At 75.4% G+C, this 17656-nt stretch carries 13 protein-coding genes; 10 read left to right on the forward strand and 3 right to left on the reverse strand.

Annotated features, from left to right (window positions below; genetic code table 11):
- Positions 1-62 precede the first annotated feature (62 nt).
- The 4 genes from J2S66_RS11815 to J2S66_RS11830 are packed head-to-tail and all read left to right on the forward strand — an operon-like array spanning position 63 to position 7273.
- Positions 63-233, forward strand: a complete 171-nt coding sequence (locus J2S66_RS11815; protein WP_310306988.1) for a lysine biosynthesis protein LysW — start codon at positions 63-65, stop codon at positions 231-233.
- A 31-nt stretch (positions 234-264) separates the two neighbouring features.
- Complete coding sequence (gene argC, locus J2S66_RS11820; protein WP_310306990.1) at positions 265-1290, forward strand: N-acetyl-gamma-glutamyl-phosphate reductase; 1026 nt, start codon at positions 265-267, stop codon at positions 1288-1290.
- Between the two features lie 44 nt (positions 1291-1334).
- Positions 1335-2171, forward strand: a complete 837-nt coding sequence (locus J2S66_RS11825) for a [LysW]-aminoadipate kinase (protein WP_310306991.1) — start codon at positions 1335-1337, stop codon at positions 2169-2171.
- Positions 2168-7273: a non-ribosomal peptide synthetase gene (locus J2S66_RS11830; RefSeq protein WP_310306992.1), complete on the forward strand. Its 5106-nt coding sequence runs from the start codon at positions 2168-2170 to the stop codon at positions 7271-7273. The genes J2S66_RS11825 and J2S66_RS11830 overlap by 4 nt, the downstream gene beginning before the upstream one ends.
- A 46-nt stretch (positions 7274-7319) precedes the next feature.
- On the opposite strand, the gene J2S66_RS11835 is transcribed toward J2S66_RS11830, so the two are convergent.
- Entirely contained in the window at positions 7320-9947 is a 2628-nt protein-coding gene (locus J2S66_RS11835) for an AAA family ATPase (RefSeq protein WP_310306993.1), read from the reverse strand.
- Positions 9948-10732: 785 nt separating this feature from the next.
- Here J2S66_RS11835 and J2S66_RS11840 point away from each other — a divergent pair.
- The 6 genes from J2S66_RS11840 to J2S66_RS11865 all read left to right on the forward strand — a co-directional run bounded on the left by J2S66_RS11840 (position 10733) and on the right by J2S66_RS11865 (position 16800).
- The gene (locus J2S66_RS11840; protein WP_310306994.1) at positions 10733-11698 is read left to right on the forward strand and encodes a chlorinating enzyme; all 966 of its coding nucleotides are present in this window, start codon (positions 10733-10735) and stop codon (positions 11696-11698) included.
- Complete coding sequence (locus J2S66_RS11845; protein WP_310306995.1) at positions 11695-11958, forward strand: acyl carrier protein; 264 nt, start codon at positions 11695-11697, stop codon at positions 11956-11958. Before J2S66_RS11840 ends, J2S66_RS11845 begins: the two co-directional genes overlap by 4 nt.
- Before the next feature lie 103 nt (positions 11959-12061).
- A complete protein-coding gene (locus tag J2S66_RS11850; RefSeq protein ID WP_310306996.1) occupies positions 12062-13642 on the forward strand; it encodes an amino acid adenylation domain-containing protein in 1581 nt (526 codons plus the stop codon).
- A complete protein-coding gene (locus J2S66_RS11855) occupies positions 13639-14748 on the forward strand; it encodes an acyl-CoA dehydrogenase family protein (protein ID WP_310306997.1) in 1110 nt (369 codons plus the stop codon). The genes J2S66_RS11850 and J2S66_RS11855 overlap by 4 nt, the downstream gene beginning before the upstream one ends.
- A 46-nt stretch (positions 14749-14794) precedes the next feature.
- Positions 14795-16033: a cation:proton antiporter gene (locus J2S66_RS11860; protein WP_310306998.1), complete on the forward strand. Its 1239-nt coding sequence runs from the start codon at positions 14795-14797 to the stop codon at positions 16031-16033.
- A complete protein-coding gene (locus J2S66_RS11865) occupies positions 16030-16800 on the forward strand; it encodes a thioesterase II family protein (RefSeq protein ID WP_310306999.1) in 771 nt (256 codons plus the stop codon). Before J2S66_RS11860 ends, J2S66_RS11865 begins: the two co-directional genes overlap by 4 nt.
- 111 nt (positions 16801-16911) lie before the next feature.
- Here J2S66_RS11865 and J2S66_RS11870 read toward each other — a convergent pair whose 3' ends face one another.
- On the reverse strand, positions 16912-17076 hold the full coding sequence (locus J2S66_RS11870; protein ID WP_310307000.1) for a hypothetical protein: 165 nt from the start codon (positions 17074-17076) through the stop codon (positions 16912-16914).
- A gap of 67 nt (positions 17077-17143) precedes the next feature.
- Complete coding sequence (locus tag J2S66_RS11875) at positions 17144-17578, reverse strand: hypothetical protein (protein ID WP_310307001.1); 435 nt, start codon at positions 17576-17578, stop codon at positions 17144-17146.
- Positions 17579-17656 lie beyond the last annotated feature (78 nt).

Consider the following 17656-nt stretch of genomic DNA (forward strand, 5'->3'; position numbering starts at 1 on the left):
CGGGCGCCACCGGGACAACATGCTGGGAACGATGACGACGAGCTGCGGTACGGGAGGACACCATGGCTGCCACGGCCTGCCCCGAGTGCGAGGGCTCCGTCGAACTGGCGGAGTCGCTGACGCAGAACGAGATCCTGGAGTGCCCGGACTGCCTGAGCGAGCTGGAGGTGGTCACCACGAACCCGCCGGTGCTCGCGCTGGCGCCCGAGATGGCCGAGGACTGGGGCGAGTAGGCGGCGCGGGACGCGGTCGGGGGGTGGCCCGGTGACGACGGTCGGCATCATCGGCGCGGCGGGGTACGTCGGCGGCGAGTTGCTCCGCCTGCTCCTGCACCACCCGGACGTGCGGGTCACCGGGGCGTACTCGGCGAGCCTGCGCGGCAAGCGCGTGGACGGCGCGCACCCCAACCTGCGCGGCCACACGGCCCTCTCGTTCACCGACCCCGACGACCGGGGCGCGCACGACGTGGTGTTCCTCGCCGTGCCGCACGGCAGGGCGGTCGAGCACGTCCGGGCGCTGGCGGGCACGTCGACCTGCGTCGTCGACCTCACGGCCGACTTCCGGCTGCGGGACCCGGGGGCGCACCAGCGGTACTACGGCGAGGTGCCGCCCGCCGACGACCTGCGGGCGGCCTTCACGCCGGGGCTGCCGGAGCTGTACCGGGACGCCCTGCGCACGGCGGACCGGATCAGCGTGCCTGGCTGCATGGCCACGGCGGGCGTGCTGGCGCTGCGCCCGCTGGCCGCCGCCGGGCTCGTCGAGCCGGGCGTGGTGATCGACGCGAAGATCGGGTCCAGCGGGTCGGGGTCGTCGGCCACGACCACCAACCTGCACGCCGAGCGCAGCGGCGCGATGCGGGTGTTCGCGCCGCACCGCCACCGCCACGAGGCGGAGGTGGCGCAGGAGACCGGGCTGGACGTGCGGATGACCGCCACCGGCGTGGAGGCGGTGCGCGGCGCGCAGGTGCTGTGCCACGCCTCGGGGAAGCCCGGCCTCGCCGAGGCGGACGTGCGGCGCGCCTACCGGGACGCCTACGCGGACGAGCCGTTCGTGCGGGTCGTCGCGCAGCGGCGCGGGCTGTACCGGTTGCCGGAGCCGAAGATCCTGGCCGGCACCAACTACTGCGACGTCGGCTTCTCCGTCGAGGAGGACTCCGGCAGGGTGCTGGCGGTGGCCGCGCTGGACAACCTCGTGAAGGGCGCGGCGGGCAACGCCGTGCAGTGCCTCAACATCCGGCTCGGCCGGCCGGAGGACACCGGGATGCGGTTCGCCGGACTGCACCCGGTCTGACCGGGCCTGCCTGACCCGGACTCGACCTGACAGGAGCGGCAGTGGTGGACGGGCTCGTGGTGGTCAAGATCGGCGGGGCGAGCGGCGTGGACCCGGACGGGGTGTGCGCCGACGTCGCCGCGCTGGTCCGGGCGGGGCGGCGGGTCGTGCTGGTGCACGGGGGCTCGGCGGCGGTGGACGACCTGGCCGCGCGGTTGGGCGTCCCGCAGCGGCACCTCGTCTCGCCCAGCGGCGTGACCACCAGGCACACCGACGCGGCGACGCTGCGCGTGCTCCAGCTCGCCCTGCTGGGCCAGGTCCGGCCGGCGGTGCTGGCCGCGCTCGGCCGGGGCGGGGTCCGTGCGGTCGGGCTGTCCGGCCTGGACGCGAACCTGCTGCGCGCGGAGCGCCGTGCCGCCGTGCGTGCCGTGGTGGACGGCAGGCGGGTCCTGGTCCGCGACGACCACAGCGGTCGGATCACCTCGGTGGACGGCGGGCTGCTGCGGCTGCTGCTCGCCGACGGCGTCACGCCGGTGGTCTCCCCGCCCGCCGTCGCGGAGGACGGTCTGCCGGTCAACGCCAACGCCGACCGCGTGGCCGCCGCCGTGGCCGTGGAGCTGGGCGCGCAGGCGCTGGTGTTCCTCACCGCCGCGCCGGGCCTGCTCGCCGACCCGGCCGACGACGCGAGCCTGCTCGCCGAGCACGAGCTGGGCGAGGACACGCCGGTCGCGGGCGGCGGCATGGCGGTGAAGCTGGTCGCCGCGCGGGAGGCGCTGCGCGGCGGTGTGCGCTCGGTGGTGGTCTCCGACGGGCGGGTGGCGTCCCCGGTGGGCCGCGCGCTGGACGGCGGCGGGACCCGCCTGCGGCTCGCCCCCGCCGCACCGGTCCGGCGGCCGGCGTGACGGCCCCGCGCGACCTGGTCGAGCTGCTGCGGCTGCGCTCCGCCGAGCGGCCCGACGACCTCGGGTTCCGGGTCGTCGAGGCGGACGACACCGCGACCGACCTGACCTATCGGGGGCTCGACGCCGCGGCGCTGCGCGTGGCACGCGACCTGGCCGACGCGGGCGTGGCCCCCGGTGACCGCACCCTGCTGCTGCTCCCGCCCGGCCGCGACTACCTCGCGGCGTTCTTCGGCTGCCTCTACGCCGGGGTCGTCGCGGTGCCCGCGTACCCGCCGACCAGCGCGCGGGCCCTGGCGAGGGTGCTGGCCATCGCGCGCGACGCGGGCGCGCGGGTGGCGCTGAGCGACCGGGCGACCATCGCCGAGGTGCCGGGCAGGTTGGCGAAGCTGGGCGCGACGAGCGACCTGCGCTGGGTGACGCCGCGCCCCGACGAGGGCCCGGCGGGCGGTGAGCCGCGGCCGGCCGGTCCCGACGCCACCGCGTTCCTCCAGTACACGTCGGGGTCCACCGCCGCGCCGAAGGGCGTCGTGGTCAGCCACGGCAACCTGGTGCACAACTCCTCGGTCATCGCCCGCGTCCTGGGGCCCGCCGCGGGCACCCGCGCGGTGAGCTGGCTGCCGCCGTACCACGACATGGGGCTCATCGGGGCGGTCCTGCAACCCCTCCACGGGGCGTTCCCGGTGCTGCTGATGCCGCCGCGGACCTTCCTGTACCACCCGTACCGGTGGCTGCGCGCCATCACGGACTTCCGCGCCACCGCCAGCCCCGCGCCGGACTTCGCCTACCGCGAGTGCGTCCGGCGGGTCACCGACGACGAGCTGGTCACCCTGGACCTGAGCAGCTGGACGCACGCCCTCACCGGCGCGGAACCGGTGCGCGCGGCCACCGTGGAGGCGTTCGCGGAGCGGTTCGGCCCGGCGGGGTTCCGGCGCGAGGCGTTCCTGCCGTGCTACGGCCTCGCCGAGGCCACGCTGTTCGTCACCGCCGCGCCACCCGGGCGCGGACCGCGCGAGCTGCGCGTGGACCGGGGGGCGCTGGCCGACGGCCGGGTCGTGCCGGACGCCGGCGGGATGCCGCTGGTGGGGTGCGGCGGCACGCACGGCGACGACGTGCTCGCGGTGGTCGACGCCGCGACAGCCACCGGGTGCGCGCCGGGCGAGGTCGGCGAGATCTGGGTGAGCGGCCCCAGCGTCGCCGGCGGCTACTGGGGCAACCCCGAGCTATCGCGGGCGTTCACCGCGACCCGGTCCGACGCGCCGGGGCGGCGCTGGCTGCGCACCGGCGACCTCGGGTTCGTGCTGGACGACGACCTGTTCGTGACCGGGCGCACCAAGGAGCTGGTCGTCGTCCGGGGCGCCAACCACTACCCCGTCGACATCGAGATCACCGCCGAACGAGCGCTGTCGTCGCCGTCCGCCGCCGGGGCCGCGTTCGCGGTCGACGACGGCGACACCGAGCGCCTGGTGCTGGTGCTGGAGCTGGGGCGCGGCGTCAAGCCCGACGACGCGATGACCACCGCCGTGCGCACCGCCGTGGCCCGGGAGCACCAGCTCGACCTGTCCGACCTCGTGCTGGTCCGCCCGGGCGGCATCCCGCGCACCACCAGCGGGAAGATCCGCAGGCTGGCGTGCCGGGACGCCTACCTCGCGGGCACCCTCCCCGCGCTGGCGCCCGCCCCCGCCGCGACGCCCCGCGAGGACCGCGGCCCGGTCTCCCCGGTGCTGGCCCTCGTGGCCGAGGCGCTGGACACCGCGCCGCGCCTGCTGCGGCCGGACGTGCCGCTGGCCGGTCAGGGCCTGGACTCGCTGCGGGCGGCCCGGCTCCGCCACGAGCTGCGCACCCGCCTCGACCTGGACGCCGACCTGGTCGCGCTGCTGGGCGACACCGCGCTCGCCGACCTGCTCGACGGGTTGCGCCCGGCCGGGCGGCCCACGCCGGTCCCGACCGCGCCGGGCAGCACGCTCGCCTCGTCCGGCCAGCAGCGGTTGTGGCTGCTCGACCAGCTCGGGGCGGGCGCCGCCTACCACCTGGCGGGCCGGGCGCGCTGGAGCGGCGACCCCGACGTGCTGCGGGCCGCGCTGGAGGCGCTGGCGCGGCGGCACGACGCGCTGCGCAGCGGGCTGCGCCCCGACGCGGACGGGAACCCGGAGCTGGTCGTCGCGGACGAGCCGCGGGTGGACCTCGTCGTCCGCACCGCCGCCGACGCGGCCGAGGCCGAGGCGGTGACCGCCGAGTTCGTGGCCCGCCCCTTCGACCTGGCCCGGCCGCCGCTGTGGCGGGTGGCGCTGGTGCGGCGGGACGACGAGTGGGCGGTGCTGCTGTGCGTGCACCACGCGGTGGCGGACGGCGCGTCGCTGGCCGCGGTCGTGCGCGAGTTGGACGTGCTGCTGCCCGCCCTGGCCGCGGGTCGCCCGCCCGACCTGCCCGCGCTGCCCGTCGGGCACCGCGACCACGCGGCGCGGGAGCGGGCGGCGCGGGTGCCCGACGAGTCGCGGGAGCACTGGCGGCGGCACCTCGCCGGAGCCGTCCCGACCGTCGTGCCCGGCGACCTCGCCGGTCCCCCGGGCACCGCCGGGGCCACCGTGCCCCTGGACCTCCCCGCGCCGCTGGTGTCCCGGCTGCGCGCGGTCGGCGACGCGCACACCGCGACGCCGCACATGGTGCTCACCGCCGCCTGGGCGGTCGTGCTGAACGCGTTCTCCGGCCAGTCGGACCTCGTGCTCGCGACCGCGGCGTCCACCAGGGACCACCCGGACCTGGACGGCGTCGTCGGCTTCCTGGTGACCACCCTCCCGCTGCGCGTGCACGCCGACCCCCGGCGCGGCTTCGACGCCCTGCTGGGCCGGGTGCGCGCCGCCGCGCTCGACGCCTACGCCCACCGCGACGTGCCGTTCGAGGAGGTGGTGCGGCACGCGGGCGCCGCGGGCGCGGACCTCGTGCGCACCCTGCTCGTCGTGCAGGACGAGCTGCCGTCCGCGCTGCTGCGCGACGTGGAGCGGCTCTACCCGGCGGCGGCCAAGTTCGACCTGGAGGTCGACCTCGCGCCCACCGCCGACGGCGGCCTGCGCGGCGCGCTGGTGTACGCCGCCGGCCGCTACTCGGCACCCTTCGCGCGGCAGGTCGCCGAGGCGTTCGCGCGGGTGCTCGACGCGGTGGCCGACGACCCCGGCACGACCGTCCGCGCGCTGCCGGTCCTGTCCCCGGCCACCTTGGCGCGGATCGACCGGTTCGGCGGGGTCGCGCCCGCGCCGGCGGGGCCCGGCCTGCTCACGTGGTTCGCGGCCACCGCGGCACGCCGGGCCGGCGCGACGGCCCTGGTCGACGACCGCACCGGCGAGCGCCTCGCGTACCGGGAGTTCGACGAGCTGACGAACCGGTTCGCCCACCGGCTGCGGCGGCGCGGCGTCGGTCCCGAGGTCGCCGTCGGGGTGTGCCTCGACCGGGGGCTCGACCTGCTCACGGCGGTGTGGGGAATCCTGAAGGCTGGCGGCGTGTACGTGCCGCTGGACACCGACCACCCGCCGGCCAGGCTGCGCGCGATGGCCGGGGACGCGCGCACGGCGCTCGTCGTCACCTCCGCCGACCTCGCCGAGCGGTTCGCCGGCGCGTGCCCCGTGCTGCTGCCCGACGACCCGGCGGACCAGGACGTGCCGGGCACGCCGGTGGCCGTGGACGTCCCGCCGAACGGGGCGGCCTACACCGTGTTCACGTCCGGGTCCACCGGCCGGCCGAAGGGCGCGGTGGTCACCCACGAGGCGGTGCTGAACCGCCTGCGCGCGATCCAGGCCGAACTGCCGCTCGACGAGACCGACGTCGCCGTGCACAAGGTCCCGATCGGGTTCGACGTGTCCGTGTCGGAGCTGCTGTGGCCGCTGCTCGTCGGTGCGCGGCTCGTCGTGGCGGCGCCGGGCGGGCACCGGGACCCCGGCTACCTGCACCGCCTGCTGCGCGACCACGGCGTCACGGTGGTCGACTTCGTGCCGTCGATGCTGCGCGCCTACCTGGAGTCGGGACCGGACGGCGGGGCGCTCCGGCTGCGCTCGGTCATCTGCATCGGTGAGGAGCTGACCCCGGACCTGGTGGGCGAGTTCGCCGCGCGCCTGCCCGGCGTCGGGCTGCACAACCGGTACGGCCCGGCGGAGGCGGCCATCGACGTCACCCACCACACCGTCGACCCCACCGCGCCCGGCCGCGTCCCCATCGGCACGCCGCTGCCCGGTGTGCGGCTGCTCGTCCTGGACCCGCACGGGCGGCCCGTCCCGGTGGGCGTGCCCGGGCACCTGCACATCGGCGGCGTCCACGTCGGCCGCGGTTACGCCCACCAACCGCGGCTCACCGCGCGGGCGTTCGTGCCGGACGAGGGCGGCGGACGCCTCTACGCCACCGGCGACGTCGTGCACTGGAACGCCGACGGCACCCTCACCTACCACGGCCGCCGGGACCACCAGGTCAAGATCCGGGGCCAGCGCGTCGAGCCGGGCGAGGTGGAGAACGCCCTGCGCGCCCTGACCGGCGTCGCCGACGCGGCGGTCGTGGTGCGCGCGGCGCCGGGCGCCGACCCGTCGCTCGCGGCGTACGCGGTCGCGACGGCCGGACCGGTCGACGACGCGGAGGTGCGGCGCGCGCTCGGCGAGGTGCTGCCCCCGTCCATGGTGCCGTCCGCGATCACCTGGCTCGACGCGCTCCCCCTGTCGCCCAACGGGAAGATCGACCGGCTCGCGCTGCCCGAACCCGTGGTCACGCGGCGACCGGGGACCTCCCGGGTCGCACCGCGCGACGGCATCGAGGCGGCGATCGCGGAGATCTGGGCCGGGGCGCTGGACCTCGACGGCGGGGTGGGTGTGCACGACGGGTTCTTCGACCTGGGCGGCCACTCGCTGCTCGCCGCCAGGGTGGTCGGGCGGGTGCGGGCCGAGCTGGGCGTGGAGCTCCCGGTGGCCGACCTGCTCACCAGGGAGTGCACGGTGGCCCGGCTCGCCGAGCGGGTGCGCGAGGCGACGCTGCGGTCGGTCCCCGACGACGAGATGCTGGCCGCCCTCGACGCCCTCGGCGACCTGTCCGACGACGAGGTGGCGGCGCGGCTCGGCGAGGGGACCGCCTGATCCCGGCACGCCGCGCGGTGTGCCGGGACCGGCGCTGACGCCCCGGTCAGGCGCCGCGCGGCATGATGCCGGTGAACGCGGCGACCTCCGAGCGGGAGGAGACCTCCAGCTTGTCGAAGATGCGGCGCAGGTAGGTCTCCACGGTCTTGTGGCTCAGTTCCAGCGCCCGCGCGATCTGGAGGTTGGTGCGCCCCCTCGCGACGAGCTCGGCGACCTGGTTCTCCCGCGCGCTCAGCAGCCGCATCCGCGCCGACACCACCTTCTCGAAGGCGTGCGCCTCGTCGTCGCCCGAGGTGATCGGCGTCCCGCCGTCGCCGAGGGGCTGCACGGCCTGTCGCGCGAACGGCGCGAGCACGCCGAACGGCGGCACGGTCAGCACGACGACGGCGGCGCGCAGCACGGTCCACGCGCGTTCCGGGTCGGCGTTCCACCGCAGGCACGCCACGGCCAGCAGGGTGAGCCCGAAGCGGTCGGCGAGCCCGGGCCGCGCGCCGAGGTCCTGGGCGAGCGAGTGCCACGCCCGTGCGTCGGCGCGGCGGCCCGCGGCGGCGCTCAGGCCGGCGAACATCGCGCACAGCGCACCCGAGTCGCCGGGCGTCGCGTCTCCGCCCCGCGCCATCACGTGGCCGATCTCCGCGCACAACCGCTTCGTCCGCGCCTGGAGGTCGGCGCAGCCCATCGCGGCGGCGAGCGCGCCGGCGTCCTCGGCGTGCTCGACGGCGTCGGCGAGGGCGCCGGAGCGCAGGTGCGCGGTGGCGAGCCCGAGGTGCAGCCGCCCGAGCACGTGCACCTGGTGGTGGCGCTCCGCGAGGGCCAGTCCGCGGCCGAACTGCTCCAAGGCCTGCTCGGCGCGGCCGGACCACGTGTTCGCCCAGCCGAGCCAGTCGTGGGCCTCGCAGAGGACGGCCGTGCTCTGCGAGGCGCTCACCCCCGGTTCGGCGAGGTGGGCGGCGACCCGGTCGGCGAGGGCCGCGGCGTCCGCGCTCCGGCCGACCGTGGCCAGCATCGCGCTGTGCACGGCCGCCGCCCGCACCGTCCTCGGGGACTCGTGCTCGGCCAGGTCCCCGACGGGGGCCAGCAGCCCGGCCACGTCGCCTCCGCTGTCCAGGGCGACCTCGGCGAAACCGAGCACCGCGCAGGCGGCCACCGGGTCGTCGAGGTCGCCGGTCCCACCGGACCGGCCGGTGCCGATGCGCTCGACCAGCGCCGCCGCGTCCTCGAAGCGACCGAGCAGCCGCAGCACCCGGAGGTGCGACTCGACCAGGTCCGCGGCGGCGCGCGGGGCCAGTTCGGTCACCCTGCGCCAGGCCCGTCGGTGTTCCGGCAGGCTCGCCACGAGGTGGCCGCCCAGCGCGGTGGACCTGGCCAGCCGCACGGTCAGCTCCGCCTGTCCGGGTCCGGCCGGCTCCAGCAGCACGCGCAGCCAGCGCGACACCGCCGCCGGCATCCGGTCGCCGCTCTGCGCGACCGCCACCGCCAGGGTCTCGGCGTCGCGCTCGGTGGCGGGCTGCCCGGCCCGTTCCAGGTGGTGCGCCAGCTCGGCGAGCGGCGCGCCCCGCTCGGCCAGCGCCCGGTAGGCCCTGGCGTGCGCGCCGAGCCGCCACCCGCCGCCGGCGTGGTGGTAGCAGACCGAGCGCACGACCGGGTCGCGGAACCGGAGCCGGCTCAGCTCCGGGGCCGTGCGCACGAGGTCGCGCGCGAGCAGGTCGTCCAGCCCGGCGAGGGCGAGGTCGTGGTCGATCCCGGCGACCTCGGCGACCAGCGCCGGGTCGAAGGTGGTGCCGATGACGGCCGCCGCCTGCGCGACCTGCTGCCCCAGCGGGGGCAGCGCCTGGACGTCCAGGCGCACGGACGCGAGCACCGGGTGCGACAGCGGCCCCGGCGGCAGCACGCCGTCCGGCCCGTCGACGAACAGGTCGGTCGCCTCGGCGTCGTCCTGCGGGCCGGCGGCCAGGGCGCCCAGCAGCCCCGGCTTGCCGCCGCTCTCGCGGTGCAGCTGCCTGCGCCGCGAGGGCGGGATGCCGGAAGGCAGCAGCAGCAACGCGCTGTCGTCGTCCAGCGGGCCCAGTTCGAGCCGCCGCGCGACGCCGCTCTCCGCCGCGGTGGCGAGCGCGCCGAGCAGGTCGGCCGGGGACTGGTGGGGGCGGTGCGCCAGCACCAGCACCAGCGGTGCGTCCAACGGGCGGCGCAGCAGGTGCAGGAGCACCTCGACGGAGCCGGGTTGCGCGTTGTGCACGTCGTCGAGGAGCAGGACCAGCGGTGCGTCCGCAGCCAGCCGGCCGAGCAGCTGCCGGATGCCCTGGAACGCCCAGTAGCGCTGCTGCGGCGACGCGGCGGGCGCGGGGTGCGCCGGCCGCAGCACCGGGAAGACCTGCGGCAGCCACAGCGCCACCCTGGGGTCCAGGTCCGCCAGCAGCTCGTCGCCCCCGGCGGCGAGCAGTTCCTCCAGCGCGTCGACGAACAGCGCGAAGTCGGGGGTCAGCGGCGAGGCCGTGGCCTGACCGCGCGCGACGCGGACCCCGGCCCGCAGCGCCCGGTCGTGCAGCGCGGCGAGCAACCGGGTCTTGCCGATCCCCGGTTCGCCGGCGATCTCCACCACCGCGTGGGCGCCGTCGGCCCGCGCGGCGGCCAGAACGCCGTCGAAGATCTCCAGCTCCCCCGTCCTACCCCACATCCGAACAGGGCGAAACAACTCCGCAGGCACCGCAGAACCACCCCCGGTACGCATTTTTCGACCACTTCCCCAGCCCCAGTGCGGAAACCCCTACCCCCAGAGCGCCGGCCGGGCGAAGAACACCACCGCGGCCGCGCCGGATATGGGTTCCGGCGACCAGTGTGTACGTCGGTCGACCCACCGACAAGGTCCGACAGGGGGAGTCACCGACAGTGAAACCCCATCTCACGCACCCACCGTCACCACGTCGGGCGAAACCTTGACACGCCGACGGAGCGCCGGTTACGTTCGATGAGAGTTTCCTGGTACTGGGGTGAGTCCGAGAAATCCTCCCCGCACGGGGCGGTACGACTACTGGGGGAGAGTTCATGCGACGGTGCACCACCTGCGAGCCGTCCGCCGGCCGACCGCGCAGGCACCCGCGTTCTTGCGCGTGAGAAGGTCGCGCGGCGTCGTCCACAATACTCAGCTGAAGCTCTGAGCTGCACTGATCAACGCGTACCGGTCACCGGAGACGAGCCGGTCGCACATCCGCGCGTGCCGCGAACCGCCGGGGAGGCGTTCGTGGGCCGTCCTCGTCGAGCGCTCGCGATCATTCACCGTCAACGGCGGCCGGGCCGGTCGCCGCGCGGTCGAGAAGTGCGCCCCGGTCCGGGGCCCGATCACGGTGTCGACGAGGGGCCCACTTCGACGCGACCCTTCGCAGGAACGCGCGCGAACACCACTCCACCGTTCTCTCGCACACGAGCGCCCGATCGGGCGCTCTTTCGACAGCAGAGGTGCGCATGATTTCGGACGACAAGACTTCACACCTGACCGAGGAAGAACTCGCCCAATTTCACCGGGACGGGTACATCGGGCCATTCGATCTTTACGAGCCGGAGGAGATGGCCCGCCACCTCCAGGCGCTGCGACCAAAGTTGCTGAACACGAAGAAAGCGGTCTACGGCGACGGCAAGACCGTCTCCGGCGTGACCAATTTGTCCAACTACGACCGGCACCTGGACGTCGACTTCCTGGCCGAGCACATCACCCGCCCCGAGATCGTCGACCGCGTGTCCAGCATCCTCGGCCCCGACGTGCTGTGCTGGCGCTCGGAGTTCTTCCCCAAGTACCCCGGTGACGAGGGCACGGACTGGCACCAGGCGGACAACTTCTCCAACGTCGCGGGCTCGAAGCACCCCCAGATCGTGTGGCCGGAGGACGCCGAGTTCGGCGGCACGATCACCGTCTGGACGGCGTTCACCGAGGCGTCCGTCGACATGGGCTGCCTCCAGTTCATCCCCGGCTCGCACCGGTCGATGAACTACGACGAGTCCAAGAGCATGGACTACAACCCGGACCTGATCAACAAGCTCGACAAGGACGGCGTGCGGCGCGGCTTCTTCGGCTACGACTACCGTCAACTCCAGAAGGACCCGGACTGGACGCCGGACGAGGCCAACGCCGTGTCGCAGGTGATGCGCCAGGGCCAGTTCATCATCTTCTGGTCGACCCTGATGCACGCCTCGCACCCGCACGCGGGGCTCACCAACGACATGCGGCTGGGCTTCGCGGGCCGCTACCTGCCCACCTCGGTGCGCGTCTACCCGAACTCCGAGTCGTTGGCCGAGTTCGGCGGCACGGCCAGCCTGGACAAGTTCGGCAACGTGCTGGTGTCCGGCGAAGACCGCTTCGGGCACAACAAGTTCGCGCGCGAGACGGTGAACGGCTACCGGTTCCCCGTGCGGGAGGGGGTGCCGACCCGATGAGCGCACCCGACGCGGAGGACGTGCGGAGCTGGCTGCCGGCGGTGTGCCGGGAACTGGGCCTGACCGTCGACGACCTCGACGCCAACTTCTTCGACGCGGGCGGCACGTCGCTCACCGCGGTCAAGCTGATCGCGAGGGCCGAGGACACCTACGGCGAGGACGTGCTGACGCCGGAGGACCTGTTCGCCGCGGCCACCCTGGAGGACGTCGCGAAGAGCATCGAGCACAACCGGCAGGCGGTCGGCTCGACCAACCCGTGACCGCGTGGCGGGACGCCCCGCACGGGCATCCCGCCACCGGCCGGTCCACGCACACCGCGCCGTCGAGCCAGGTCGGCGCGGCGAGAGAAGGACGGATGCCCGCGTGAAACGCCTCGTGCCGAGCCCCGCAGCACGGACCGCCCACTCGCTGGCCAACGCGGGGACGACCGTGCCCTACCCGGACGACAGCAGCGTGAAGGACGTGTTCGAGCGCCAGGTCGCGCGCACGCCGGACGCGCTCGCGGTGGTGCACCGCGACCGGCGCACCACCTACCGGGAGCTGAACACCGCGGCCAACCGGCTGGCGCACCGCCTGGCGCGACGAGGACTGCGGCCGGGCGACGTCGTGGGCGTCTGCGTGGCCCGCTCCCCCGAGTTGGTCACCGCGCTCGTGGCGGTGCTCAAGTGCGGGGCGGCCTACCTGCCGTTCGACGGTTCGTGGCCGGACGAGCGGCTGCGCACCCTGTTCGACACCGCCCGGTGCGGGTGGCTCGTCACCGACCGGCCGGACGCGCTGGCCGCGCGCTTCCCGCACCACGAGCTGGCGACGGTGTCCACACCGGACGAGTCCGTCGTGGACGACCCGGAAACCGGCCCCGGCGCCGATGACATCGCGTACGTCAACTTCACCTCCGGTTCGACCGGCAGGCCGAAGGGCGTGCCGATCCGGCACCGCGGCGTGCTGCGCCTGGTGCACGGCGCCCGCTACGCCGTCCTCGACGAGCGCACCACCACGCTGCACCTCGCGCCGATCAGCTTCGACGCCGCGACCTTCGAGATCTGGGGGGCGCTGCTCAACGGCGGCACCTGCGTGCTCTACCCGGGCGGCTTCGTGCGCCTGTCCGAGCTGCGGCGCGTCGTGCGGGCGCAGGCGGTCACGACGGTGTTCCTGACCACCGCGCTGTTCAACGCCCTGGTCGACGAGGACGTGGACGCGCTGGGCACCGTCGACACGATCCTCACCGGCGGGGAAGCGCACTCGCTGCCGCACGTCCGCCGGGCGCTCGCGCACTACGGCCCGGACCGCTTGGTCAGCGTGTACGGCCCCACCGAGTGCACCACGTTCGCCACCTACCACCCTCTGCGGGAACTCGACGACGACGATCCCGCGCTGCCCATCGGCAAGCCCATCCAGAACACGCGCGCGTACGTCGTGCGCTCCGGGCGGCTGTGCGACCCCGGCGAGGTCGGCGAGCTGTGCCTGGCCGGTCCGGGCCTGTCCCCCGGCTACCTCGGCGCGCCCGCCGCCGACGGGCGCTTCGTCGACTACGAGGTCGACGGGGTCGCCGAACGGCTCTACCACACCGGGGACCTGGTGCACCTGCGCGCGGACGGCGTCCTGGTCTTCCGCGGCCGCGACGACGACCAGGTCAAGGTCAACGGTCACCGGGTCGAACTGGGCGAGGTGCGGCACGCGCTGGGCACGCACCCCGGCGTGCGGCAGGCGTTCGTCACCACGCACACCGGGGGCGGTGGGGACCGCCGGCTGACGGCGTTCGTCGTCACCGACGACCCGACGTGCACACCCGCGGCGGTGCGCGCGCACCTGCGCCGCACCCTGCCCGATTACATGGTCCCCGCGGTCGTCGAGATCCGCGAGGCGCTCCCCCTGTCGGTGCACGGGAAGGTCGACCGGGAAGCGCTGCTGGCCTCGCTCGGCCGCTCCAGGGCGACGACGCCGTGACCCCCGGCGAGGAGGACGGGTTCCGCGCCCGGGTCCGGGCCGAGCTGGACCGGGTCGTCGTGCCGCACGCCGAGGCGTGGGAGCGGCGCGGCCGCGTCTCCCGGACCGGCTGGCGCGAACTCGGCGCGGCGGGGCTGCTCGCACTGCCCCACGACGGACCCGGTTTCCTGCGCAGCGCGGTGTTCCTGGAGGAGTTGGGCGCCACCGGGTACGCCGGGGTGCGGGCGTCGATCGGCGTGCACGCCTACATGGCGTCGTCCTACCTGCGGCTGTTCGGTTCCGCCGGCCAGCGCGCGGCCCTGCTGCCCGGCGCCGAGCGCGGTGACGACGTCCTGGCCCTGGCGATCAGCGAGGACGGCGCGGGCACCGACCTGCGGTGCCTGGCGACCACCGCCGTGCCGGACGGCGCGGGCGGGTACCGGCTGAGCGGGCACAAGTCCGCCGTGGCCAACGCGTCCGCCGCCGCCCACTTCGTCGTGCTGGCCCGGACGGGACCCGGCCCCGGCCTGTCCGGGGCGAGCCTGCTGCTGGTCGACGCCTCCGCCGCCGGGGTGACCCACCGGCGGCAGGACGCCCTGGGCTGGCGCGCCGCCGACGTCCGCCGCGTCGAGTTCGACGACGTGGCGGTCGGGGGCGACCGCCTGCTCGGCAAGCCGAACCGGGCACTGGTCCACCTGATGCGGGCACTGGACTTCGAGCGGCTCGTCGCGGGCCTGCTCGCGGTCGGCGGTGTCCGCCACTGCCTGCGGCTGCTCACCGGGTTCGCCCGCACGCACCGCGTCGGGGACGCGCCGCTGAGCGCCAACCAGGTGGTGCGCCACCGGATCGCGGACCTCGACGCGCAGTGGGAGCTGGTGGCCGCCTACGCCCGGCGGACCGCCGAGCGGCACAGCAGGGGCGAGCTGGACACGAAGTCCGCGTCGGTCCTCAAGCTCACCGCGACCGAACTGGCCGTCACCGCGGCCCAGCTGTGCGTGCAGTACCACGGCGCGCGCGGCTACCTCGACGGGTCGACCGCGGCCCGGCTCTACCGCGACTCGATCGCGGGCACGATCGCGGCGGGCGCGAGCGAACTGCTGCGGGAACTCGTCTTCGAGTCGAACTGACACGTCGCCGGACCCAGCGGTCCGCGGGACACCGGGAGGACAGCACGTGCAGCACCTCGACGCGGCAGAACTCAACAGCCGCACGTTCCTGGCCCTCGCGGTCATCCTCGTCGCCGTGCGCGCGGTGGGCTGGCTGGTGGGCAAGATCGGCCAGCCCAGGGTGCTGGGCGAGATCACCGCCGGCATCCTGCTGGGCCCCAGCGCGCTGGGCATGGTGTTCCCCGGCTCCACCGAGCACCTGTTCCCGCCGCAGGTGGTCCAGTCGTTGAACGTGCTGGCCCAGATCGGCCTGGTGATCTTCATGCTGCTCGTCGGCCTGGAGATCGACCTGCGGGCGCTGCGCGGGCAGGGCCGCAAGGTCACCCTGATCAGCCAGGCGTCGATGCTCGTGCCGATCGCGCTGTCGGTGCCGCTGTCGCTGTGGCTGTACCCGAGGTTCGGCGAGGGCACCGGTCGGTTGGAGTTCAGCCTGTTCATGGCGGCGGCGATGGCCATCACCGCGTTCCCCGTGCTGTCCCGGCTCCTCCAGGAGTCCGACCTGCTGCGCACCCGCGTCGGCGTGGTGAGCCTGCTGTGCGCGGCGACCAACGACGTCGTCGCCTGGTTCCTGCTCGCCGTGGTGGTCGCCGTGGTGAACTCGTCCGGACCGCTGGACGTCGTGCTCACCCTCGCGTGGTCGGCGGTCTACGTGGCGCTGATGCTGGTCGTGGTGCGCCCGCTGCTGCACCGGTGGGGCCGGCCGCCGATCTGGGGCGTGCTGGTGATCGCCGTCCTCAGCGCGTGGGTCACCGACCTGATCGGCATCCACGCGATCTTCGGCGCGTTCATGGCGGGCGCGGTCATGCCGCGCGATCCGACGTGGCTGCGCGCCGTCGAGGGCAAGCTGGGCAGCGTGACGTCGGTGCTGCTGCTGCCGGTGTTCTTCGGCCTGGTCGGCATCTCCACCAGGGTGGACCTGCTCTCCACCCCCGCCCTGTGGCTGACCGTGCTGCTGGTCGTCGCGGTCGCCACCGCGGGCAAGCTCAGCGGGTCGGCGCTCACCGCCCGGCTGACCGGCGAGCCCTGGCCCGAGTCGCTGCTGATCGGCGTCCTGATGAACACCAGGGGCTTGACGGAAGTGGTGATCCTGACCGTCGGCGTGCAGCTCGGCGTCGTGTCGCCGCCCCTCTTCGCGATCATGGTGCTCATGGCGCTGGCCACGACGTTCATGGCCGCCCCGCTGATCGCCGCGCTCAAGCGGCGGACGACGTTCGCGGGCGTCGACGAACCGGCCGGTGCGCGGTGAGCCGGGTCCGCCGGGGCGAGTGGGCGCGCTGCTACCTGGCGCGGCCGTCCGCACGACGTCGGCTGGTCTGCTTCCCGCACGCGGGCGGCTCCGCGAGCTTCTTCCGCCCGTGGGTCGACGCGCTGCCCGACGACGTGGAGCTGTGGGCCGTGCAGTACCCGGGCCGCGAGGACAGGTTCGGCGAACCGCACCCCGCGGACCTGGGCGAGCTGGCCGACCGGATCGCCGAGGACCTCGCGCCGGCGCTCGACGGCCCGGTCACCGTGTTCGGCCACAGCATGGGCGCTTCCGTCGGCTACGAGGTCACCCGCGGGCTGCTGGCGCGGAGGCCCGGGGCGGTGGAGCGGCTGGTCGTCTCGGCGCGGCCGTCGCCGTCGCACCAGCGCGCCGCGCGGAACGACTTCCACCTGCGCGACGAGGAGGCCCTCGTCGCCGAGATCCGCGTCCTGGGCGGCGCGGCCCCGGCCGTGCTCGACCACCCGGGGTTGCGCGCCCTGCTGCTGCCCGTGGTGCGCGAGGACTTCCGGCTGATCGAGAACTACCACCCCGGCCCGCGCGAGCCGCTGCCCGTCCCGATCACCGCGCTGACCGGGGACGCCGACCCGCGGGTGACCGGGGCGCAGGCGGCCGGCTGGGCGGAGGCGACCCGTGCGGGGTTCCGGCTCGTCACGTTCCCCGGTGACCACTTCTACCTCGTGCCGCACCGGGAGGAGGTCGTCCGGCTGCTGGCCGGCGGTCGGCCGGCGGAGCCGCCGCTCCCCCGTTGAGGCCTGGCCGGCGCCCGGTGTTCCGGGTGGGCCGGCCTACGCGAGCCCTCCGGTGACGTGGCCCCGGTCGGTCACCACCCCGTGGAGGGGTGACCGACCGGGCCCGCCGGGCTACGCCATGGGCAGGTACGCGAGCGCGAGCAGGGCGCCGGGACCGGCCAGCAGGCCGAGCCCCACCGCCCCGTAGAGCGGCTTGTCCTTCAGGAACATCGTCACCAGCAGACCCACCGCGGTGACGAGGGCGGCGATCAGCAGCACGAGCACGACAACGGACATGGGTGAACCCTTCGGGGTGGACGAACGGCGCGCGCCACCGGCGCGCCCCCCGAGGTGGGTGGGTGCGTCAGGCGCGTCGCGAACGGGACGGGTGCGGGACAGCCGGTCCCCGCGGAGGGGGCGCCCTCGTCGACGGCGGCGTCGACACGGCGACCGGCGGCCGGGCGGAACCGGCCACGTCGGCGGGCGACCGACCCCGCAGCGCGCACCGGGCGGTCGCCCGCCGGCACGGCACCCACCAGGTGTCCGGGTGTGCCGTGGCCGGCGCGTGCCGGGCCGCCGACCTGAGCCAGTCGCGGCGGTCGTCGTGCATCGACGGCTCGTCGGAGACCGACCAGCCGTGGAACAGGACCGGGTGCGTCGCGCCGGCGGCGCCGGCGGTGCCTTGCGCCACGCCGGCGGTGACCCCGACGAGGACCAGCAGCGACACGAGGAGGAGCCCGAACCGGCCGGTCCTCGCCGCTGCCCGCACCCGTCCGCCCTTCACCGCGCCTCTGGGCACCCGGAGGTCGCCCGTCCTCGGAGACAGCCCAGCTTACGGGGCCGCCCCGCCCGAACCGGCCGGCGAGCCGCTGGTTGC

This window comes from Saccharothrix longispora (genome assembly GCF_031455225.1).
Classification (GTDB): Bacteria; Actinomycetota; Actinomycetes; order Mycobacteriales; family Pseudonocardiaceae; genus Actinosynnema; species Actinosynnema longispora.